Annotated in this window: 10 protein-coding genes; all 10 read left to right on the plus strand. The window is 44.0% G+C overall.

The genetic code is table 11. The features are described 5' to 3' along the window. Nucleotides 1–5 precede the first annotated feature (5 nt). The 10 genes from FRZ54_RS16670 to FRZ54_RS16715 all read left to right on the plus strand — a co-directional run bounded on the left by FRZ54_RS16670 (nucleotide 6) and on the right by FRZ54_RS16715 (nucleotide 24,590). On the plus strand, nucleotides 6–2,405 hold the full coding sequence (locus FRZ54_RS16670; RefSeq protein ID WP_187359646.1) for an ABC transporter permease: 2,400 nt from the start codon (nucleotides 6–8) through the stop codon (nucleotides 2,403–2,405). Nucleotides 2,406–2,466: 61 nt separating this feature from the next. After that, a complete protein-coding gene (locus tag FRZ54_RS16675) occupies nucleotides 2,467–4,920 on the plus strand; it encodes an ABC transporter permease (RefSeq protein ID WP_147032715.1) in 2,454 nt (817 codons plus the stop codon). 79 nt (nucleotides 4,921–4,999) lie between these two features. Next, a complete protein-coding gene (locus FRZ54_RS16680; protein WP_147032716.1) occupies nucleotides 5,000–7,393 on the plus strand; it encodes an ABC transporter permease in 2,394 nt (797 codons plus the stop codon). Between the two features lie 29 nt (nucleotides 7,394–7,422). After that, nucleotides 7,423–8,187, plus strand: a complete 765-nt coding sequence (locus FRZ54_RS16685; protein WP_147032717.1) for a head GIN domain-containing protein — start codon at nucleotides 7,423–7,425, stop codon at nucleotides 8,185–8,187. Nucleotides 8,188–8,229: 42 nt separating this feature from the next. Beyond that, nucleotides 8,230–10,608, plus strand: a complete 2,379-nt coding sequence (locus FRZ54_RS16690) for an ABC transporter permease (protein ID WP_147032718.1) — start codon at nucleotides 8,230–8,232, stop codon at nucleotides 10,606–10,608. 23 nt (nucleotides 10,609–10,631) lie between these two features. Then, the gene (locus FRZ54_RS16695) at nucleotides 10,632–14,270 is read left to right on the plus strand and encodes an ABC transporter permease (RefSeq protein WP_147032719.1); all 3,639 of its coding nucleotides are present in this window, start codon (nucleotides 10,632–10,634) and stop codon (nucleotides 14,268–14,270) included. Nucleotides 14,271–14,492: 222 nt separating this feature from the next. Further along, nucleotides 14,493–16,916, plus strand: a complete 2,424-nt coding sequence (locus tag FRZ54_RS16700; protein WP_147032720.1) for an ABC transporter permease — start codon at nucleotides 14,493–14,495, stop codon at nucleotides 16,914–16,916. A gap of 220 nt (nucleotides 16,917–17,136) precedes the next feature. After that, nucleotides 17,137–19,512 carry an ABC transporter permease gene (locus FRZ54_RS16705; protein WP_147032721.1) on the plus strand — a complete coding sequence of 792 codons (2,376 nt, stop codon included), beginning with the start codon at nucleotides 17,137–17,139 and terminating at the stop codon, nucleotides 19,510–19,512. 208 nt (nucleotides 19,513–19,720) lie between these two features. Further along, on the plus strand, nucleotides 19,721–22,093 hold the full coding sequence (locus FRZ54_RS16710) for an ABC transporter permease (RefSeq protein WP_147032722.1): 2,373 nt from the start codon (nucleotides 19,721–19,723) through the stop codon (nucleotides 22,091–22,093). Nucleotides 22,094–22,190: 97 nt separating this feature from the next. Continuing rightward, the gene (locus FRZ54_RS16715) at nucleotides 22,191–24,590 is read left to right on the plus strand and encodes an ABC transporter permease (protein WP_147032723.1); all 2,400 of its coding nucleotides are present in this window, start codon (nucleotides 22,191–22,193) and stop codon (nucleotides 24,588–24,590) included. The last annotated feature ends 35 nt before the right edge of the window (nucleotides 24,591–24,625 follow it).

Genomic DNA, 24,625 nt, shown 5'->3' on the forward strand with positions numbered 1-24,625 from the left:
ACGCCATGATAAATAACTTCATCAAAACTGCCTGGCGAAACATTACTGCCAACAAGCTTTTTGCTACGCTCAACATCGCAGGATTAGCTATTGGTATTTGTGTTTGCATCACATTGTTTGCATGTGCCTCGTACGAATTGAGTTTCGACCGCATGTATAAAAACTCAAAAGATATTTACCGCGTAAACCTGCAGTCTTCTCCGGAGTATAATTCAAAGGTATGGGCACAACTTCCCGGTATTGCCGGTCCAGCATTTATACAAAATATTCCGCAGGTAAAAGCAATGACCAGGCTGCTTAAACACGATTTTGGAGCGATAATATCATTAAAGACCGACGACAAGAATTTTAGTGAAAAAGGTTTATATATGGCTGATTCCTCGATTTTCGGCATGTTCGACTTTAAATTTACGGAAGGGAACGCCCAAACGGTTTTTGCTCATCCAAAATCGGTCGTGCTTTCCGAATCGGCAAAGGAACGGCTTTATGGTAAAGAGCCAGCTTTCGGCAAAATTATTTATGTAGAAAACAAGGATACCTTGCAGGTATCGGGTGTATACAAAGATCTGCCTCAGAATAGCACCATCGACTGCGATATGGTCTACAATATTATGGATTCGTGGGCGGGTAAAGATGTATATTGGGGAAATTCGAGCTACGAAACCTATTGCCTTTTACGGCCTGGAGCTGATGTTGAACGGGTACAAAAACAAGCTAATGCGCTTATTGATAAAAACATCGCAAAAAAGAACAAGTTTTTTACTAAATTCTTGTTTCAACCGCTGGCCGACATCCATTTATACTCTGCCGATATAAGAGCCGGCTTTTCGTCCAGGATAGGAAGCGTAGGCACTGTAAAAGCATTGCTGCTGTTATCGTTGTTGGTACTCGCCATAGCATGTATCAATTATATGAACCTCGCTACCGCCCGCTCGGAAAAACGCGCTAAAGGTGTAGGGGTAAATAAAGTGTTAGGTGCTGATAAACGCCATTTGCTGGCACTGTTTTATACAGAAACGGCAGTACTCTCTTTTGTAGCTATCATCATTGGTTATTTGGCTTGCTTTGTCCTGCAGCCATTTTTCCAGGATATTACCGGTATTGGGCTAAGGCCGTCTGCGCTATCTGCAACACCCATTTTGTGTGGTTTGCTTCTTACATGGGTTGTGGTAACGCTTTTGGCCGGTAGTTACCCCGCGTTCTCTATGTCGCGTATATCGCCGCTTGTTTTGATGAATAAGCTAAAAATGAAACACTCCGCAGCCGATCTTATCCGCAAATCTCTTGTCGTGTTCCAGTTTGCTTCATCGATCATACTGATCATATCGGTGATCCTGATCCTGCAACAAATACGTTATATCCGCAATAAGGACCTTGGTTATAATCCCAAAGGAATTGTTTCCGTATCTATCAAAGCAGCCCAGAACAAGCAGCAGGTTGCGTCTTTCATAAACGACCTGCAGAAAATGACCGGTGTAGAAAGCGCGTCACCATCGCAGTCCATCCCGGGTGATATAGAAAGCGGTAAAAGCATACGAAAATACACCACCGATAAAGACAGGTTCCCTGTAAGAACCTGCAATACCGAGGGCTCTATTCTGAAAACTATGCAGTTAAAATTGCTTGCCGGCAATACCATACCGCAAACGCTCGCAGCTGGCGATACCAATTGTTATTTACTGGTTAACGAGTCGGTAATAAAATACCTTGGTTACAAAACGCCGCAGGACGCCATAGGCAGATATGCCTCTACAGAGATGCACCCCCGTTCCATTATTACAGGTGTGGTGAAAGATTTCAATTACGAATCGTTAAAAAATGACATAGGGGGCTATGTCTACTATATTACCAACAAGCGAACCGAGCCATTGAATACGCTGCTTATCCGGTATAACACAAGAGCACTTTCGTTTTTTATGCAGCAGGTACAAAATACATTTAAAGCCGATGTGCCAAATTCCAGCTTCGATTACGAGTTTCTCGATACCCATATTCAAAACCTTTATGCATCCGAGCAGCACACTGCCAGGACGGCTACGGTATTTTCAATATTGGCCATTTTTGTCGCCTGCCTTGGCCTGTTCGGATTAGCCGCATCCATTGCCGAACAACGTACAAGGGAGATCGGCATCCGGAAAGTACTTGGGGCAAGTGTACCCGGCATTGCAAGGCTGCTGACGGGCGATTTTTTAAAACTGGTGCTCATTTCCATAGTTATCGCATCGCCAATTGCCTGGTATATGATAAATAAATGGCTGACGGGATTTAGCTACCGGATACATGTAGGCTTATGGGCGTTCATTATAGCCGGATTAACGGCAGTTGTTTTTGCTTTGCTGACTACCAGTTCGCATGCGATAAAAGCAGCATTGGCGAATCCGGTAAAGAGTCTTCGGTCAGAGTGATTTATGGAATACCATCAGCAGTTTGCGCGCCAGTGAATTAACGAATAATTGAGCTAATAACATGATCAAAAATTACGTAAAAACCGCCTGGCGGAACCTTTGGAAAAACAAGGTTTTTTCATCTATCAACATATTAGGATTGTCCCTTGGCATGGCTGCATGCCTGCTTATACTCCAGTATGTGAATTTTGAGCTGAGTTATGATCATTTCAACAAGAACGCTGATAACATTTACCGCGTGGTTAACGACCGGTATCAGAATGGCAAGCTGATACAACACGGGACGATAACCTATTCGGCGGTGGGTAAGGCAATGAAAGACGATTATCCCGAAGTGGCGGCCAATGCGCGTGTCCTTAATTTTGGAGAGTCCACCATCGCCTATAAAGACAAAAAGATACCCAAAAACCCAACGTATTGCGTAGATAACTCGTTGCTATCCATGTTTACTTTTCCAGCTTCGGCGGGCGACGAAAAAGCCGCCCTCGCGGAAGTAAATACCGCGGTGATCTCGGAAACACTGGCCCGTAAGTTATTTGACGTAAAGGGTGAAGATTTCAGCTCTTGCGTAGGGCAAATGGTAAAAATGGGCACGGATACTTTCCCGACAAAGATCACAGCAATTCTTAAGGATGCGCCGAAAAACTCTATTTTCCAGTTTGATATACTGATATCTTACCAAACGCTCATCCACACCTATGGCTATAAGGAGGCTGATTACGACTTCCACGACTCCGATTTCTGGCATTACATCCAGTTAAAACCACGGACCGACTATAAAGCATTTAATGCGAAAATGGCTGCATTCAGCCAGCGCCACTTCCAGGGTAATAAGGTATCCGGGAGCGTGGAAAAGTTTTATCTCCAACCCTTGTTGAATGTACACTTGTACTCAGACACCGAATATGAGAACATAAAAACCGCGAGCTCCACCGTTGTTTGGGGACTGCTGATCATCGCTTTATTTATTATTGGTATCGCGTGGGTAAATTACATTAACCTTGCAACTGCCCGCGCTGCCGAACGGGCTATGGAAGTGGGGGTGCGCAAAGTAACCGGCGCCACCAGGGGGCAGCTTATCAGGCAGTTTTTGACGGAATCGCTGATAATTAATGTATTTGCATTAGGGGTTGCCATTATACTTGCTGTTTTGACGCAGCCGGTGTTCAACGATCTGGTACAACAGCGGTTATCGCTGTCGTTTCTTTTCCAGAAAGGCCTCGGCGGCTACGTCATCAGCGCCGGGCTCATTGTACTTGTACTTACAGGTATTTTCATATCCGGCTTTTATCCTGCGTTCGTATTATCGTCGTTCAAGCCGATCCTTGTTCTGAAGGGGAAATACAGCAGTTCAAAAAAAGGCATAGCATTACGCAAAGCCCTGGTAATAGGCCAGTTTGCCATAACCGTGGTGCTGATCACAGGTTCATTCGTGGTATTTAAGCAGATCAAATTTATGAGTAGCCAAAAACTGGGAGTTGATATAGACCAGGTATTGGTATTTGGAGGCCCGCAGGTTATGAGTCCGGATACCGGCGACACCAGGGCAAAGGCTTTTCTTGCGGAGTTGAAGCAGTTATCGACAGTTAAGGACGCGGCTACTTCGTTTTGGGTGCCGGGCAACGAAACCGGGCGAAACTTTAACATCAGGGCCGATCATACAGATCCTAATGCACACTATACTATGCGTTTCAATGGTATTAGTACTGAGTATATCAAAACGTACGGCATGACTTTGGTTGCAGGCAGGGATTTTGTGCCCACCGACTACGCCAAAAAATATGAAGACCTGCGCAGCACGATCCTTAATGTAAATGCGACGAAATTACTTGGTTTTAAATCGCCGCAAGCGGCAATAGGCCAAACTATGTATAACGGGCAAAGCAAATGGGCCATTATTGGCGTTGTTGCGGATTCGCATCAAAAATCGTTACGGTACGCTATCGAACCTACATTCTTCAGGCCGCAACTCAGAATAGGCGCACAAATATCTGTAAAGATGAATACATCAAATCCAACTGAGACCATCGCATCGATCAAGGCTCTGTACGATAAATTTTTCCCGGGTAATCTTTTCGATTACGGCTTTTTGGACCAGCGTTATAACGACCAGTATAAGAACGATGCCTTATTTGGTAAAGCCTTTGGCATATTTGGTGGGTTTGCCATTTTTATCGCCTGTTTGGGTCTGCTGGGGTTATCGTTGTTTGCCACCATCCAGCGCACCAAGGAAATAGGAGTGAGGAAGGTTTTAGGAGCTTCAGTAACCAACATTGTACTGCTGTTGTCGCGCGATTTTATCAAACTGGTGGTAATAGCTATTATGATTGCCATTCCGATTGCCTGGATCATCCTGCACAAGTGGCTGCAGGATTTTGCATACCACACCGGCATAAGCTGGTGGATATTTGGCTTGTCCGGTATCGCCGCTATAATGGTGGCCCTGGCAACCATAAGTTTCCAGGCGGTAAAAGCAGCAGGGGCAAACCCGGTTAAGAGCCTTCGCTCAGAATGAGCTATAACTCTTAAAGAGAGTGAGCAGTTTATAGCTGGCAGTTTGCAATACTGATGAACTAATGAAATAATAATTCAATATGATACGTAACTATTTTAAGATCGCTTTTCGTCGTTTACAAAAGAACAAGCCATACACTTTTGTCAACATCATAGGCTTAACTGCCGGTATTGCCAGTTGCCTGCTTATCGGCTTGTTTATTATTAATGACCTAAGCTACGACAGATTTAATACCAAAGCCGACCGCATTGTGCGAATGACGATGCAATATGATGAAGGAGGTAAGCAAAAGGTTGCTTTAAGCGGCACCAAAGCTGGTCCGCAGTTACAACGTACTTTTCCGCAAGTAGAGGCTTTTGTCAGGATCATCGACAACTACAGGGTTGTAAAGTATGGTAGCGAAGTATTTACGGAAAACCGGTTCCTGTATGCTGATTCGTCATTCCTGAAAGTATTCTCTTTCCCGTTACTTGAGGGCGATGCGGGCACCGCGCTTAACGCACCTAATAAAGTTTTAATATCGCGAACTACAGCTAAAAAGTATTTTGGCAATGCAGATGCAATAGGGAAAACCATTATTATTAATGATACGAAAGAATACCTGGTGACGGGTGTGCTTGCAGACGCACCCGAAAACTCACAGATCAAGTATGATTTTGTAGGCTCATTTACTTCACTTGACGTATCGAAAACGGAAGAATGGTGGACAGCTAATTACACTACATATTTGTTGTTAAAGGACAAAAATCAGTTAAAAGGTTTCCAGGCCCAGCTTAATGATTACATGCGTGGTGTAAGTAACAACGAGCTCCACCTTGAAGCAAACAGCCCATTACTTTATAATCTCGAGCCTTTGTTAAGTGTCCACCTGTATTCGCAACTGGATGGGCTTGAACCGAACGGCAATATCAATACAGTTTACATACTTGGTGTAATAGCGCTTCTGATCTTGGTGATAGCCTGTATAAACTATACCAACCTGGCTACGGTACAATCAACTATGCGCAGTGCCGAGATAGGTATCCGTAAAGTTTTGGGAGCACGTAAAGGCCAGCTATTCAGGCAATTTATTGGCGAATCGTTTTTAATCACATTGATATCGCTTTTAGCCGGTGTACTGATTGCCTATGTGTTACTTCCATACTTTAATCACGCAACCGGAAAAGTGCTCACATTTCATCTGCTGATACAACCACTTCCATTGATGGCCTTAGCGGCTTTGTGTATACTTATCGCCTTAGCATCGGGTAGTTACCCGGCTATTGTACTATCAAGCACAAGGTTGACCTCCATTTTAAAGGCTGGGGTCCGGCTTACATCGTCGGGCGGTATATTCAAGAAATCGCTGATCGTATTCCAGTTCGGCGTTTCAGTCTGTCTCATCATTGCCACCATTATTGTGGTACAACAGATCAACTATATCCAAAAGAAGGATCTTGGCTATGATAAGGAACACGTGATCGTGCTGCCGATGGGGCAGAAGGCCCGCGAAAGCTACGAGGCCATAAAAGCACAGATAAGCCTTTTGCCGCAGGTGGTAAGCGTAAGTGGGGCCAACGCGACACCAACTTTGGTACAATGGACAGATGGTTTAAAGGGCGATTTCGGGAAAGGTAAAATAGACCTGACCATAAAGGCGTTGCCATCGGATATTGGTTTTATCAAAACCATGGGTATGAAGATCATCGCCGGAACCGATTATACAGAAAGTGACCTGAAGCTGGGCGATACATCCAACAATTACAAGAACTTTCGTTATTCCTTTATCCTGAACGAAAGTGCTGTAAAAGCTTTGGGGTTAACGCCACAACAGGCTATAGGCAAACAGGTTGAAAAAAATGCGCCCGGCGAGATAAAAGCGGTGGTAAAAGACTTCAATTTTTCATCGATGCACGAACCGGTCGGCCCGTTGATGCTTTTTCTTGACAGGCAATGGACCAATTACATTTTCATAAGAGTTCATGGAAACGACATACCGCAGGCAATTGCATCATTGAGCCAGATATGGAAGGAACGTGTGCCTTCGCGCCCGTTTGAGTATCATTTCCTGGATGATTATTACAATAAACTGTATGTTTCGGAACAGCGTACTGCTACGGTGTTCAGCACTTTTGCAACGCTGGCTATACTGCTGGCCTGCATGGGTTTGTTCGGCCTGGCTGCCTTTACAACCGTACAGCGCACCCGCGAAATAGGTATTCGCAAGGTATTGGGAGCAAATGTGAGATCGATCGTAATGCTGATAGCCAATGACTTTATGAAACTGACGCTGGCTGCCGTAGTACTGGCATCGCCACTGGCGTGGTATTTTATGCATAAATGGTTGCAGGATTTTGCTTATCGCATAGATATACAGTGGTGGATATTCGTCCTGGCCGGCGGTGTATCGGTATTGATAGCTTTTATCACCGTAAGTTTTCAATCCATTAAAGCTGCATTGGCTAATCCGGTCGAAAGCCTGCGTTCAGAATAGTTAATAAAGCATAGTTAGAATTCAATAATATGAAAACAATAAATGTCCTATTAATAGCAGCTGCATTTTCAACAGGCTCTGCCCCCGTATTTGCAAATACGCATACTACGGTTAAAACCGATTCAACAATTACTACCACGCGAAGTGTTTCGGGATTCGATGGCTTACATGTGCAGGGCCCATTCGAAGTTTTTGTTACCCAGGGCACTACCGAATCGGTGAAATTTGATTCTCCGGAAGAGATAGTACCCCGCATTGTAACTGAAGTGCATGGAAATACTTTGGATATCCATAACAAACATGATAACTGGGGCTGGGGCGAAAAGAGCTGGTACAGCGACAAAAGCTGGTGGCACAAGCACAACGTCAAAATAAAAGTATATGTGACGGTGAAAGAGTTAAATAATATTAAGCTGTCCGGTTCGGGAGGTGTATCTTTTAAAGAAGGTATAGCCGCTAACACGATGAAATTAACGGTACATGGTTCCGGAAATATTGAGGGCAAACTGGATGTTAAAAAATTGCAAAGTGCCATTTCCGGCTCAGGTAATATCAAACTATCAGGCACGGCCGAAACCTCAGCAGTAAAGATGACCGGCTCGGGTAATTTTGATGCATCAGAATTGGTTACTTCCAATTCGGCTGTCAAGGTTTCCGGTTCGGGTGGCGCTAGGGTAAATGCTAACGAACGCGTTGATGCTGCCATCAGCGGATCTGGTGGCGTAAGCTATACCGGCACGGCAAAATTAGTTAACAGTACAAAAAGCGGCAGCGGCAACATCAGTAGATTTTGAGCCGGAGGGAATCACCACCAATTAAACTAATCAACCAATATCATGATAAGAAATTATTTCAAGACCGCGTTCAGAAACCTTTGGAGGAACAAAGCGTTTTCTGTTATCAATATTACGGGCCTTAGCGTAGGTCTGGCGTGTTGTATGCTCATTTTTCTTTATGCGATGGACGAGGTGAGTTATGACCGTTTTCACTCAAACGCTCCGAATATCTATCATCTGGTGGCGAATTTTCAAAAACCGGACGGGCATGTCGATAAAATATCGAGTACCGGGGATGTTCCGGGCCCCAGTTTTAAGCGGCAATTGCCGGAGATTTTGGATTTTGTTCGTATCCAAAGTAATTCCTTTACGCTTAAAAAAGGAACCGAGGTTTTTGACCAGCCGGCACTGCTGGCCGATAGCAATTTCTTCTCTGTTTTTACATTTCCGGCGGTGCAGGGCAACACACAAAAGGCTTTGTATGACCCGCATTCTGTAGTGCTTTCCGAAGAAGTAGCAGAGAAATATTTCGGCAAACAAAACCCGATAGGAAAAACGCTGGACCTGAAAGTAGACGACAAGTTTCAGCCATTTACAGTAAAAGCTGTTATCAAAAAATCGCCACAGAATTCGTCGATCAAGATACAAATGCTATTACCCAAAAAAACGAATCACATTGACGATCATTGGCTGAATTTCTTTCAGAATACCTTTCTTGTAATAAGACCGGGTACCGATATAAAACAATTAGACGCTAAGATCAACAAGATCTTCATGACCGACGCTGCAGGCCAGCTGAAGGAAGAAGCCGATAAATATGGATTTAAAGACAAAGTAAGCTATGGCCTGCAGCCGCTGTTGGGCATGCACACCAATACCGATTACCCGGCTGATAACGGCCTTGTTGATGCCAGCAACCCGACCTATTCCTATATCCTGAGCGGTATAGCCCTGTTCATATTGGCAATAGCCTGTATCAATTTTGTGAACCTGACAGTTGCCAGGTCGTTAAAAAGGGCTAAAGAAATAGGTATCCGAAAGGTAGTAGGGGGGCAGCGCAAACAACTGATCATGCAGTTTTTAGGCGAATCGTTCATTCTCAGTTTTATCGCTTTTGTACTAGCCGTAGTTTTGGTTGTGCTCGTGTTACCATTTTTTAATACCCTCGCAAATAAAGCGCTGGCTTTCTCCTATTTGTTAAGTTTTAAGCTGGTGGCGGGTTATATCGCCATATTCCTGTTGACAGGTTTGCTGGCAGGCTTTTATCCGGCATTGGTGTTGTCAGGCTTCAATCCCGTGCAGTCGTTGTACAATCGCAACCAATATGCAGGGAAAAATTACCTGTCTAAAGGTTTGGTAATATTACAGTTTACCCTCGCTACCTTTCTTATTGTCTCTACCATTACCATTTACTCCCAGTTCAATTACCTGATGCATTTTGACCTGGGTTACAACGATAAAAATGTGGTATCGATAAATTCGTGGGGTTTAGATAAAACCAAGTTGCCGATTTTCAAAAATGAATTGTTAAAAGACCCTTCCATACTCAGTGTAACTGCAGACCAGGGCGGGCGCTGGATCACAGGGGCGCATGTTAATAATGGCCAGGATATTCACTTTGACATGAAACATATCGATGAAGATTACCTCTCTTTATTTCAGGTGCCTATTGTAAAGGGGCGCAATTTCTCCAAAACCATGGTTTCCGACAGTGCAACTTCTGTACTTGTTAACGAAGAATTTGTGAAACAGGCGGGCTGGAAAAATCCAATAGGTCAGGTTGTCGACTTCTTTTACGACGCCAAAAAATATACCGTAGTTGGAATAGTTAAAAACTATCATTTTGTGTCTCTTAATGAAAAGTTGCCGGCGGTATTGTTTACCATGAAACCCGACTACGGATGGGGCAACATCTTTGTAAAGATCAGCGATAAAAATAAATCGGAAACGCTCAACCGTATTCAAAAGGAATTTAAAGGGGATTTCCCTGTCATTCCTTATCAATACAAATTCAAAGATGCTGAGGTGGCTGAACAGTACGACAAGGAATCCAAGTGGAAACAGATCGTAACATTTGGCGCTGTGCTGACCATATTTATTTCGTGCATTGGTTTGTTCGGGCTGGCTACTTTGTCCGCTGAGCGCCGCAAGAAGGAGATAGGCATACGCAAAGTATTGGGCGCAAGCGTGCAAGGTATCGTCAGGAAACTATCTACCGACTTTGCCATATTGGTTTTGATCTCAGCGGTAATATCAGCTCCGGTTGCATGGTGGGCCATGCACAAATGGCTGCAAAACTATCCCTATCGCGTGGATATCAATGCAGGGATATTCCTGGTCGCGGCAGGCTTTGTATTATTGATCGCGTTGATAACGGTGAGTTTTCAGACCATCAGGGCGGCGGTCGCCAATCCGGTGAATAGTTTGAGGAGTGAGTGATCACCAATTAACAATCGGGTTATTTGAATTCTTATACATTGCATATCACCCTTTATGATGTGTTTTTCTTCGGAATAACATTCATAGGGTTGACTTTTGCTTTGCAGTTGTGGTTAAGCGAAAGTGTCAATCGCATTGCGAACAGATTTCTTGCTTTAGCGTTGGTCACCATGATCTTGTCGATGGTACGGATGCTGGTCACAGACATCCGGCTCGAAACCTACCTGCCTGGTTTGGAAAGATTGCCGATGCAATACCTGCTTGCCCTTGGGCCGCTTATCTATTTTTATGTACTGAAAATAACGCACCCCAGTCATAAATTCACCTGGAGTGATCTACTTCATTTTAGCCCTTTGTTGCTTGAACTGGGTGCCCTGGCATTGGAGATACGGGAGAGTATCATGACAGGAACAACCACTTACAAAACCTCAGCCTTTCAATTGTTAAACCCTGTACTGCAAGTACTCATATTTATTTCGATCATAACTTACGTGTACCGATCAGATAAGCTCATTCAAGATTTTTACCGGCGATTGCCGCTTATGCTGATGGATCGGTCGCTTCTCGAATTCCGTTGGCTGCGTCGTTTATTGGCGGCTACTGCGTTGTTATGGCTATTGTGGATCGGGTATGCCGCAGTTGATCATTTCGGCTACCAAAATCAATTAGAGATACACGTTTATTATCCTTTTTACATTTTTTTTGCAGTGATTATGATTTGGACTGCCGCTGCGGCGTTCCTAAAACCACAGGCGGGGTTGGAGGCCCAACAGCCAGCTACGGCAAAGCCGTCCCTATCGTCTGAGTTGAAACAAAAAGGCGCCTGGCTAAAGAAGACGATGGAGGCCAATTGCTATTACCGGGACCCGGAACTGAGCCTTACCATGTTAGCTGAAAAGCTTGGTTCAACCTCTCATGAACTATCGTGGATCATAAATACGATAATCAAAAAAAGTTTCAATGATTTTATTAATGAATACCGCGCCCGGGATGTGATAATCAAAATGCGCGATCCCGCCTATGATCATATTACACTTCTGGGTATTGCTTTTGAATCGGGCTTCAACTCACAAAGTACCTTTTATCGCTCATTCAAGCAGTTGACCGGCAAAAGCCCTGTGGATTATAAGAACAGCATAAAAAAAGAGTATTCATCTTATAATTTGGGAAATCAGAACATACTTACACCGGTATTTTTGAACCGGGAAACCGCAGTACAGTGGTCATCCGGGCAATCAAATCGCAATCGTATGTTTAAAAATTATTTCAAAACTGCTGTCCGTACCCTAAGGAAAAACATTGGGTTTACGGCTATCAACGTACTTGGCCTGTCGGTAGGATTGGCTACCTGTTTGCTTATTGTATTTTATGTAGTGGATGAACTAAGTTACGATAAATACAACACCAAAGCCGACCGTATTTACCGGGTTTCGCTTGACGCGAGCCTGAACGGACATGCAGGAAAATACGCAACATCTGAAGGTCCGCTTGAGGCTGCTTTAAAAGAAAATTTTCCTGAGATCGAAAACACGACCCGGATGATAGATAAGGACGGCCTCTTTCTTTCCCCACAGAAATTCTCTGTAAGAAAGGGGAATGAAAATGTGCAGGAGAAAAAAGTTGTCTTCACAGAATCGAGCTTGTTTGATGTGTTCACTCTGCCTATGATCGACGGCGATCCGGCAAAGTCGCTAGACGAACCGCATTCGGCTGTCCTAACAGAAAGTGCGGCAAAGAAATACTTTAATAAAACGGACGTAGTTGGGCAGACACTTACCATTAATGATACAAGTCTTTATAAAATAACGGGTGTGATACAGGATATACCGCCACAATCCCACTTTAAATACGATTTCTTTTTATCCTTTTCGTCCCTGCCTGAAAGTAAGGTTACGGGGTGGGGTTACAGCGGTGTGCACAATTATGTATTGCTGAAACCAGGCGCTAATGTAAAAAGCCTGGAGTTACGCATTGCACAGCTCGAGTTAAAAAATTCACCAGCTCCGGCTAAAATATGGACCACAAACGGCAACTATTTTCGCACCGTTTTGATGCCATTGCTTAAAATTCACCTGAGCTCGGGTTACGAATACGAAGCAGAAAAGGGAGGCAGCATGCAATACGTTTATATATTCTCGGTTATAGCAGCCTTTATATTGGTGATAGCCTGTGTGAATTTTATGAACCTTTCAACGGCCCGTTCGTCAAACCGGGCAAAGGAGGTGGGCGTACGCAAGGTATTGGGCTCCGCTAAGATAAATCTTGTTGCCCAGTTTCTTACAGAGTCCGTTATTGTTACACTAGTCTCGACCATTATCGCGGTGGTATTGGCTATAGTACTGATGCCGCTTTTCAACCAGATGGCGGGTAAACAATTGGGTTTCAGCTTGGGATCATTAACTTGGCTAATCCCTTCATTGCTTATAAGTATTGTTGTGATTGGTTTCCTGGCAGGTTCATATCCGGCATTCTTCCTATCTGCATTTCAGCCTATCGAAGTATTAAAAGGAAAGCTTTCCGCCGGGTTAAAAGGCGGTTTCCTGCGTAGCTTCCTGGTTGTCTTTCAATTCTCAATATCTATTTTCCTGATAATAGGTACGCTTGTTATTTATAATCAATTGAATTTTATCCAGAATAAGGACCTCGGCTTCGATCGTAGCCAGGTATTGGTCGTAAAAGACACCAACGTACTGGGCAACCAGGCAAAAATTTTGAAGGACGAGCTAAAACAATTGCCGGGGGTAACTAACGTCAGCATGTCGCCCTACCAACCTACCGGAGAAGATCGTTTGAAAACCGGTTTATTCCCAGATCGCACCATAGACGTTAAAAAAGACGTGCTGTCCGAGTTTTGGTCAGCCGACGAAGACTATATACCGACCATGGGTCTCAAACTGTTAAGCGGCCGTAATTTTTCCAAACAACTTGCATCAGACAGTACGGCCATTATCGTAAACGAGTCGCTTGTAAAGAAATTCGGCTGGAAAGATCCTTTAAATAAACCCGTCTTCCGTAATTCTGTCGGCTTGCAGGAGTTTCATATAGTTGGGGTTATAAAGGATTTTAATTTCGAATCGCTCAGGCACGAAATAACACCCCTGGCTTTGGTATATAGCCAAGATAACGGCGCTATTAATGTTCGCATGCAAACTGCCGATCTTAAGGGCCTTATGACAAAGGTGGAAAGTAAATGGAAGGAATTATCGCCAAACCAACAATTCAGCTATTCGTTTATGGACGCAGATTTTGATGCTACTTACCGCACGGAACAAAGGGTAGGCACACTGTTCATCTCTTTCAGCACACTGGCTATTTTGATAGCTTGCCTGGGTTTATTTGGGCTGGCGGCTTATGCCGCCGAACAGCGTAATAAGGAAATAGGCATTCGCAAAGTACTGGGTGCGAGTGTATCGGGCATAGTTGGTATGCTGTCGATGGATTTTATGAAGCTGGTGCTCATTTCCATCGTTTTAGCTTCCCCATTAGCATGGTGGGCAATGGATAAATTTTTTCTCCAAAACTTTGCCTACCGTACTGCAGTGCACTGGTGGATATTAGCTATTGCCGGTTCTGTGGCCGTGATCATAGCTTTTGTTACCATCAGTTTCCAGTCGGTAAAAGCTGCGCTGGCCAACCCCGTAAAGAGCCTGCGGTCGGAGTGATCTGATAATTGTTATTTGTGGCCGGTTAACCCGTGATTAGGTCACTAACGGTTCGAGTTAGTTACAGATGGACGACGGTCGTCGGGGCAATCCCAAATAAATCAGTGAGATCGTTCTAAAAAAAGTAAATATCACTGCAACCTGTTACCAGTTCATAGCGTCTGATAATAAAGTTTGGATACCAAATAAGCGAACGAACCACTCAACCAATGAACTAACGCCATGATCAGGAATTATCTCAAAACCGCGTTCCGTAATCTTAAAAAAAATAAAGGTTTCACCGCCATCAATGTACTGGGGCTGGCCCTTGGCCTGGCTACCTGCCTGCTAATCGTATTTTATGTGTTCGATGAGCTCAGTTACGATAAATTCAACCTTAACACAAGCCGTATATACCGTATCAATAACGAAATAAAATTTGGTGGCAATGAAAGCGCATCTGCAGACGCCCCGGCGCCCACTGCTGCTGCCTTAAAAGCTGATTTCCCTGAAGTTGAACAAGTTGTAAGGTTTAGGGACCGCGGTGGTAACCCGGTTAAAAAAGGTAACCAGAACATCCAGGAAAATCGCATGGTATTCGCGGACGCTTCTATATTTGATGTATTTACATTGCCGATGATCAGCGGCGATCCAAAGACAGCATTAAAAGAACCACGGACCGTAGTTATTACCGAAGAAATTGCCCGGAAGTATTTTAATACATCCAGGGCCGTTGGTAAAATCCTTACCTTCAATGATACTTCGCTTTACAAAGTGACTGGTGTAATCAAAAATATTCCTTCACAATCGCACTTTCACTTTGATTTTTTTATATCGATGGCCGGATTGCCGGAAAGCAAGGAAAACGCCTGGTTCAGTAATAATTTCAAAACTTATTTATTGCTGAGGCCTGGTGCTGATATCAACAAGCTACAAGCCAAGTTGCCTGAATTTATGCGTAACCATGCAGGTCCGCAGTTACAGGATATTTTGCATTTAACTTTTGCCAGGTTCGAGCAAAGCGGCAATTATTACAGGTTCAGCTTGACACCACTCACCAAAATTCATCTTCAATCCAATATACGCGATGAATTTGAAGCAAACGGCAATATTCAAACGGTATATATTTTTTCGGCTATCGCTGTGCTGATATTGCTGATCGCCTGTGTCAATTTTATGAATTTGTCGACAGCTCGTTCATCAAACAGGGCCAAAGAGGTGGGGGTACGTAAGGTCCTGGGATCGGCCCGTAAACATTTGATCGCACAGTTTTTAACAGAGTCTATTATCGTAACGCTTGTTGGTGCCGTTATTGCCATTTTTGGCGCCTGGGCGATGCTTGGATTTTTTAACGACCTGTCGGGCAAACAACTGGCTATTACCTCAAATATTTTGTTGTGGCTATTGCCCTCGTTACTTGTTTTTATTTTGGTTATCGGTTGCCTCGCTGGGTCGTATCCGGCCCTTTACCTGTCCGGTTTTCAGCCTATTGAAGTACTCAAGGGTAAATTAGCGGCGGGCTTTAAACGGAGCATACTACGCAATGTACTAGTGGTGGGGCAATTTGTTATCTCCATAGGACTGATCATTGGTACATTGGTGATCTACAATCAATTAAAATTTATCCAGAGTAAAGATGTCGGGTTTAAACGCGAACAGGTGCTAACCGTATGGGATACGTGGACGCTGGGCTCAAAGGCTAAAACCTTTAAACAGGAAATCAAACAACTTGCAGGCGTACAAAATGCTACCATGTCGGGCTACTTACCCACTGATGGTGCCAATAATAATTCGTCTGTATTTAAGGATCCGGTGCTGGACCAAAAACGCGCAATACTTACCTGCACATGGTTTGTGGATGAAGACTACATACCTACACTTGGGATGAAAATGGTGACCGGAAGAAATTTTTCAAACCAAATGGCAACCGATTCTACTGCTATTGTCATAAACGAAGCAGCTGCAAAATTGTTGGTTTTTCCTGACCCGCTGAATCAAAAGCTTTACGTTCCGCAGGATAACATGGCCAAAGTTATGAAGCCTTATCATATCGTGGGGGTTATAAAGGATTTCAATTTTAAATCGCTGCGCGAAAATGTAACGCCGATGATCCTTTTTAACAGTGAAGACAGGGGAGCGCTATCTATACGCATAAAGTCGGCCAACCTAAAGGCCGTAGTAGAACAGGTAAAAAATAAATGGACATCTTTTTCGCCTAACCACCAGTTCAATTACTCGTTCATGGACCAGGATTTTGACAAGATGTACCGCACCGAACAGCGAACGGGTAAAATAGCCGTATCATTTACTTCGCTGGCAATTGTCATTGCATGCCTGGGGTTATTCGGTTTAGCGGCATACGCCGCAGAACAGCGTACAAAAGAGATCGGTATCCGTAAAGTATTGGGCGCCAACATATCGACCATAGTAGGTATGTTATCAAAGGATTTTATCAGGCTGGTATTAATTGCAATAGCCATTGCCGCGCCTGTTGCATGGTGGGCCATGCATAACTGGCTTGAAGGATTTGCTTATCATCGGAATGTACAATGGTGGATATTCGCGGCTGCAGGGCTTGGGGCTATCCTGATAGCGTTCATAACCATCAGCTTTCAGTCTGTCAAAGCGGCGCTTACCAATCCTGTGAAAAGCCTTAGGAGCGAATGATCGGGATTAGTGATTTGTTAACTGACGATTGGTAAGAATAGAATTCTTGGTCACCAGTTAACAAATCACTAATCTCAATACCAAAAACTGTATCATAACCGGACATCGGAGTGTTACGCAAGCGGACAATATCAAAGTTGATTGTTTCTTAATTTATTATAAATCAATTAATTAATTATTTGGTATTTATTTTCGGTGTACTACAAAAATTGTATACCTCATGATTCGCAACTATCTGAAGATCGCGTGGCGAAACTTGTACAAGAACAAGGTTTTCTCGCTTATTCATATTTTGGGATTGACCATCGGCATTACGGTTTGTCTGATGATATTCCTGTACATTACCAATGAATTCAGTGTTGATCGTTTCCATAAGAACGGGAGACAGGTATACCGCGTAATGCGTGGTTTTGATAAAGAGAAAGCACGTGTTCCTTATCTTTCGGCTCCTTATGCACAAGCTTTGTTAACTGATTATCCCGCTGATATCAAGATGGCGGTACGCGTTTGGACCGCGAATTTCCTGGTATCATTTGGGGATAAGGCATTTGACGAACGCAAGGTTTACACTACCGACGCCGGTTTTTTTACCATGTTTTCATTTCCGCTATTAAGAGGTGATGCTGCAACAGCGCTTAAAGACCCCGGAAGTGTGGTACTTACTCAAAAGGTCGCTGAAAAATATTTCGGAACGGTTGACAATGCGATGGGTAAAATCATATCCTTTGACAAAACCCTGCCAATGAAGGTAACCGGCATTTGCAAAAATCCACCTTCCAATACGCACATGGACTTTGATATGGTGAACACGCTTTCCAGCTTTCCGGACAGAGCTAATGGTAAAATATGGATCAATAATTTCCTATTCACTTATGTGCTGCTAAACCCGAATACCGATGTTGCAAAGCTAGAGGCTAAATTTCCCCGGTTCCTGGAAAAATATATGGGTAAGGAGATGGCACAATACGGATTGCACCAGGACTTGATGTTAACCGCGTTGCCAGATATATATTTTGAACCTTCATCGGCGTTTGACAACGTAAAGCATGGTGACAAAACAGTGGTTTATATATTTATTTCCATTGCCGCGCTTATTATGCTTATTGCCTGTATCAATTTCACAAACCTGGCTACGCTGCGTGCCGTGGAACGTTCAAAAGAAGTGGGCCTGCGTAAAGTTTTGGGGGCACTGCGCAATCACCTGGTATCACAGTTTATAGGCGAATCTATTTTACTATCCGTTATCTCCTGTATCCTTTCCATCGGGTTGCTGCTGGCACTGTTGCCAACCTATAATAACATCCTTGGCTATAACCTGACCATTGCCTGGAATTCGTGGCCGATTTATACGTTCCTCGGGGGCGTTATTTTAGTTGTCGGATTTCTGGCAGGTAGTTACCCGGCATTTTTCCTATCGGCCTTTTCGCCTATAGAGGCATTAAAAGGAAAATTGCGGTTGGGTAAAGGCGGATCTTTTTTCAGGCAGGCACTGGTTGTGGTGCAATTTAGTATCTCCGTTTTCCTGATCATTGGTACTATCGTGATCATGAACCAGATGCACTATATTAAAAACAAATCTCTTGGGTACGACCAGGCTCAAAGCGTGGTGGTGCAGATAGATAACGCCGATATTTATGATCACCGTAATCTATTTAAAACCGAACTGCAAAATAAACCCGGTATAGCCTCTGTATCCCTAATGTCGGGCGAACCGGGCGGTTTTTTTGACGTACAGGCGTATGAAGCCGAAGGGCACCAGGACATTTTAAAGGAACGCTCGGAATTTGCAGATTTTGAATATGTAAAGACACTTGGATTGAAGATAATCGCAGGTCGCGACTTTTCTCCGACGTTTGCAACCGATACCATGAACTCGGTACTGATAAACGCTACGGCGGCTAAAAAGCTTGGCTTCAGTCCCGAGCAAGCTGTGGGCAAATGGATAAGAAATACGATCCGCGACGATCATAAAAGAAGGATAATAGGCGTGGTGAACGATTTCAATTTCCTGTCGCTGAAAGAAAACATGGACGCGCTGATCATTTCACCCTCCGAAGACAGGAGAGTGGCCGTTATCAAGTTAAAACCGGGCAACATAGCGTCTTCACTCGATGAAATTAAGAAGGTTTATGCGCAGGTAGCGCCGGTGTACCCCTTTGAGTATACCTTCCTCGATCAGAAATTTGATACTACTTATAAATCCGATCTGCGGCAGCAAACGATACTAAGCATATTTTCGGGGCTGGCCATTTTTATAGCCTGCCTGGGTCTGTTCGGTTTGGCGTCATTTACTGCGGCAAAACGCACCAAGGAGATAGGGGTACGTAAAGTGCTGGGCTCATCTGTGCTCAATATTCTGCTATTGCTTTCAAAGGACCTGCTGAAGCCGGTAATGATAGCTACGTGGATAGCTATACCGGTAGGCTATTATGCTATGCATAGCTGGCTGCAAAACTTTGCTTACCGCACGCCATTGTCGTGGTGGATATTTGTGTTGGCAGCCGCAATAACGTTTGCAATTGCCCTGATTACGGTCAGCTTTAAGTCTTTGAAGGCAGCATTGGCCAACCCAGTGCAGAGTTTGAGATCGGAGTAACGATGTAGTTGAAAGGGCAGAGGCAAGAGGTTATCAGACGTTCACGAAAATGCAAAATGGGACACTGCTTCGATGTCGTGCTAAGTTAACGTAATTATTTGTAAGCGCTTGTAGTGTAGCAGGAAGTGGCAAGCGGCGCAGGTGTGAACACTTAGTTTAATGTAAAAATAAACAGGATAATTGAACTTTTAAAACCGGCATTCACATCATGTTTAAAAACTACTTCAAAACCGCCTGGCGTAATATTTTAAAGAACAAATTTTACGCTTTCATCAATATAACCGGGCTTACCGTTGGCCTTAGTGTCGGATTACTTATTTTACTTTGGGTGAGTGATGAGCTGAGTTTCGATTCTTTTCATACCAAGGCATCGCAGCTTTACCAGGTAAACGCCCAGATTGGCACCGGCAGCACTAAACAAATATGGGGTGGTGTACAGGCCCCGATAGCAACGTTCGCCTTACGTGAAGTACCAGGTGTAAAGGCTGCTGTGAGGATGGTTCCCAGTTATGGTTATAGCGTTTTCCGTTATGGGGATAAAGTACTGAAACCGGGCGAAAACGGCATGTTCATGGTTGACCCATCGTTCTTCACGGTGCTTGATTTTCAGATGATCAAAGGTGACCGTAACCGGCCATTCCCGAATGATCAGTCCATTGTCATCACCCAAACCACAGCAAAGCGTTTCTTTGGCGATGTCAACCCCATTGGTAAAGTATTGAAAGGTGATAACAGGGATAACTATATAGTAAGCGGGCTGATGGCTGATTTCCCGGAAAATTCAACCTTTAAAGCGGATGTTTTATTTTCCATTAATCTGCAGGCTAAATCATATAGCGCTACAGATTACTGGAAATCCATGGATTCGGACTGGGGTAATTATTATGCTACCACTTATCTTCAATTGCAACCCAATGTATCCCTCAAGTCGGTACAGGATAAATTGACGCAGATACATATCGTCAATCAGCCCGGTGCACAGGCCTCGGAAGTAAGTTACCTGCTGCAGCCACTTACACAATTGCACCTGTACCATGCAGATGGTACAGAATCGGGTATGCAAACCGTCAGGATATTTCTTATTGTAGCCATACTGATCCTGCTGATAGCCTGCATTAATTATGTGAACCTGTCCACCGCCCGGGCCATGTTGCGATCAAAAGAAGTAAGCGTACGCAAGATCATTGGTGCGGAAAGGATACAGTTATTTGCGCAGTTCGTGATCGAAACATCGTTATTCTTTTCTGTAGCTCTTGCCCTGGCATTTTTTACGGTGAAAATACTAATGCCGTTTTACAACGATCTTTCCGGCAAACAGATGCAGTTCGACCTGCTTGATCCGCGTGTATGGAAAGTGATCGGGTTTACAGTTGCAGGCACATTGCTGGCATCCAGCATATACCCGGCTTTGTTGTTGTCTTCCTTTAAGCCCATCAATGCACTTAAAGGAAAACTTTCAATTGGAGTTGGTAATACGTTGTTTCGCAAGGGACTTGTAGTTACCCAATTCATATTTTCAATCGGCCTTATTATTAGCACGCTGGTAATCAACAGCCAGCTAAAATACATTCGCGAAAAAGAATTGGGTTATGATAAATCCTACGTGTTTGCCTTTGGCATGGGCGGAATGCAAAAAAACTATGAAGCACTTCGAACCGAACTATTGAACCAGCCGGCAATACACAATATAGCGAGCGGGGCAGGTAATATCATGATCGCTGATAATACCACCTCGGATACAAACTGGGATGGGAAAAATCCCAAAGAGTCCTTCCTCATCCACCCGATGCATATCGATAAGTATTACATCAGCTTTTTTAAATTGAAGATGGAGTCGGGCGAACCATTCACCGGTGTAGCAAGCGATTCGGTACATTATATACTAAATGAAACAGCGGTAAGAGAAGCTGGTATAAAAGACCCGATAGGAAAAATGTTTAGCTTACATGATACCCGGGGCACTATCATCGGCGTGGTAAAAGATTTCCATATGGCTTCGCTCAGAAAAAAGATCGAGCCGGCAATTTTTGTATACAAGCCATCGTGCTGGAAAATGTTTGTTAAAACAAACGGGAAAGACGCGTCGCTTGCTGTTGAAACCGCAAAGAAAGTATGGACAAAATATAATCCCGGTTTCCCTTTCGAATATAGCTTTATGGACCAGGATTATGATTCGATGTATAAAACCGATCAGCGTTCGGGTTTGCTTTTCAGCGTATTTGCCGGTATAGCCATATTTATCTCGTGCCTTGGATTATTTGGCCTGGCAACATATACCGCACAGGTAAAAGTTAAAGAAATAGGTATACGGAAAGTATTGGGAGCCAGTGTTGCCAATATTACATCCATGCTTTCCCAGGATTTTATGTTATTGGTCGTCCTTTCCCTCATCGTAGCCTGCCCTATAGCCTGGTATGCGATGACCCGGTGGCTACAGAACTATGCTTACAAAACTTCTATACAATGGTGGGTATTTGTATTGGCAGGTGTGTCGGCCATACTTATAGCCTTTATTACTATCAGTTTCCAGGCAATCAAAGCGGCGCTTGCCAATCCCGTGAAGAGTTTGAGAAGTGAATGACGTGGTTTATTAGTAATCGCGGGCGATTGACAGAAAAATAACTAATGACAACAATAAACCCCGATAGCTATCGGGAAGGATAAATGAACTAAAGATCATGATAAAAAACTATCTCAAAGTTGCCTGGCGCAACCTGTGGAAAAACAAGGTTTTTTCGGCCATCAACATTATCGGTTTGGCTGTTGGCATGGCGGCCTGCATTGTTATTATGCTTTTTGTACACTACGAAAAAAGCTTTGATGACTTTCAAACGCAAAATATTTATCGTTTGAACGAAGTGCAAACCATAGGCAGTGAAGGTGCTAAACAAAAAGTAGCGTTGTCCATGTTCCCCATGGGGCCTACACTGCAGCAGGAATTCCCTGAGATAAAAACATTTTCCCGGATACATTGGACCGATAAATATCAACTGACCGAAAAGGATAAGAAAATATTCCTGCAACAGGCTTTCTTTGTCGACTCTACTTTTCTCAAAATATTCAATTTCCAGGTTATCAGAGGCGACAAACTGAACGGGCTGCTTAAACCGCATTCGGCTATGATAACCGAAGAGACCGCAAAAAAGCTTTTTGGCGATCAGGATCCGATAGGTAAAACTATTACCCATTACAGCAACGATACAACAAGCTTCATTGTTACAGGTGTTTTGGCAAATGTTCCTAAAAACTCGCAGTTGCAGTTCGATGCATTATTTTCGTTCAATACCATCATCAGGCCCGATATGTATAAAAACTGGGGAGGTAACTGGCTTGATACTTATTTTGTACTGACCCCGGGCACCAATCAGGCAGCGCTGGAAGCCAAATTCCCGGCATACCTGAAGAAATACTTGAAGGGCGATAGCTGGAAGTATTACCAATTGTTCCTGCTAAAGTACAAAGACGTTCACGCGGGTTCGGCCGATATAGGTCTGGATTATATTAATTTTCAAAAGTTCGATAAAAAGACCACCAACCTCTTCGCGATCATTGCGCTTATCGTGCTGGTTATAGCCTGCGTCAACTTTATCAATCTGTCCACCGCGCGATCGGTTGAAAGGGCCAAAGAGGTCGGCATCCGCAAGTCGATAGGGGCATACCGTTTTCAACTGGCTGCCCAGTTTTTGAGCGAAACGGTGATGATATCGTTTCTCTCGCTTGTGTTTGCAATTGTACTGGTCGAATTGTCGCTGCCTTATATTAACAACCTGAGTGAAAGGGATATAACATTAAATGTGTTTAATAGTTTTGGCGTGATAGGTGCAGTGTTTGGAGGGACTATACTCGTCGGCCTGCTGTCAGGTATATACCCGGCAATTTACCTGTCTTCGTTCCAGGCAGTTAAGGTACTGAAAGGTTCTATCCAGGTTGGGAAAAACAAGGGTCTCATGCGAAACATCCTTGTGGTAACTCAATTCACGAGTGCAATCTTCCTGATGATAGCAACTGTTTTTGTACTGAGGCAATTAAACTTTATGCAAAAACAAGACCCAGGTTATACCCGCGACCAGATAGTAAACGTGAAGCTGGACGGCGTTACTTATAAGAAATATGACCAGTTTAAAAATGCGCTGTCAGGCAATACGTTGGTCGAGGGTGTAACTGCATCGCAAGACATCCTGGGTAGCCATCTCGATCAAACCGGTGTTACGTTCCGTCCTCACGACGGCCCACGCCAGGATCTGGGCACAACCTTGCTGGTGGTTGATAGTAATTACCTGTCGCTATACAATATGAAACTGGTGGCTGGTCGCAATTTTTCGGGAGATACTGCGATGGACACAAGGCAATATATTGTGAACGAGGCGCTCGGTCACGAGTTGTTAAAAGATCATCCAAAGCGGCCGTTATCGTCGCTGGTAGGCGAGCATTTTGGTTTTGATTCGCTGGGCACCATTGTAGGTGTCGCTAAAAACTTCAACTTTAATTCACTGCATTATAAAGTTGAACCTTTATTTATGATAAGTGCGCGAAAATTTGGTTTTGGTAACGTTTCCGTTAAAATAAACGGAAGCCGTACGGCCGAGGCGCTGGCGTTCATCAAAGCGAAATGGGCGGCAATTAACCCAGACAGCCCGATAGAATACCAGTTTCTTGACGATCATTTTAATGAGGTTTATAAAGCTGACAGCCAGCAAAGCCAGATCGTGGGGATACTCTCCGGGCTTGCCATATTCATATCTTGCCTTGGCCTGTTCGGGCTGGCGTCTTATTCAGCAGAAAAGCGGGTGAAAGAAATAGGGGTACGGAAGGTGTTGGGCGCATCGGTTCAGAGGATAGTGATATTACTTTCCGGCCGCTTCCTGGTGCTTGTATTAATCGCTAATGTAATTGCTATTCCGTTGGCATTGCTGGCAATGAACCGGTGGCTGCGGGATTTTGCGTACCGTATCGATCTGTCGGCAACTGTGGCTGTAGCGGTTCTTTTGGTCTCGGTTATTATCGCGATGGTAACAATCAGCTTCCAGGCCGTAAAAGCGGCTACTGCAAACCCTGTAAAGAGTTTACGAAGTGAATGAAATTGCCTGCAAATGGGTCGTCAATTAACAACTAG

Source organism: Mucilaginibacter ginsenosidivorans, from assembly GCF_007971025.1.
Lineage (GTDB): Bacteria > Bacteroidota > Bacteroidia > Sphingobacteriales > Sphingobacteriaceae > Mucilaginibacter > Mucilaginibacter ginsenosidivorans.

What these genes read in the sequence shown, in the direction of transcription:
- FRZ54_RS16675 (WP_147032715.1), top strand. Translation starts at nt 2,467, where the DNA reads ATGATCAAAAATTACGTAAAAACCGCCTGGCGGAACCTTTGGAAAAAC.
- FRZ54_RS16705 (WP_147032721.1), top strand. Translation starts at nt 17,137, where the DNA reads ATGATTCGCAACTATCTGAAGATCGCGTGGCGAAACTTGTACAAGAAC.
- FRZ54_RS16710 (WP_147032722.1), top strand. Translation starts at nt 19,721, where the DNA reads ATGTTTAAAAACTACTTCAAAACCGCCTGGCGTAATATTTTAAAGAAC.
- FRZ54_RS16715 (WP_147032723.1), top strand. Translation starts at nt 22,191, where the DNA reads ATGATAAAAAACTATCTCAAAGTTGCCTGGCGCAACCTGTGGAAAAAC.
- FRZ54_RS16700 (WP_147032720.1), top strand. Translation starts at nt 14,493, where the DNA reads ATGATCAGGAATTATCTCAAAACCGCGTTCCGTAATCTTAAAAAAAAT.
- FRZ54_RS16685 (WP_147032717.1), top strand. Translation starts at nt 7,423, where the DNA reads ATGAAAACAATAAATGTCCTATTAATAGCAGCTGCATTTTCAACAGGC.
- FRZ54_RS16690 (WP_147032718.1), top strand. Translation starts at nt 8,230, where the DNA reads ATGATAAGAAATTATTTCAAGACCGCGTTCAGAAACCTTTGGAGGAAC.
- FRZ54_RS16680 (WP_147032716.1), top strand. Translation starts at nt 5,000, where the DNA reads ATGATACGTAACTATTTTAAGATCGCTTTTCGTCGTTTACAAAAGAAC.
- FRZ54_RS16670 (WP_187359646.1), top strand. Translation starts at nt 6, where the DNA reads ATGATAAATAACTTCATCAAAACTGCCTGGCGAAACATTACTGCCAAC.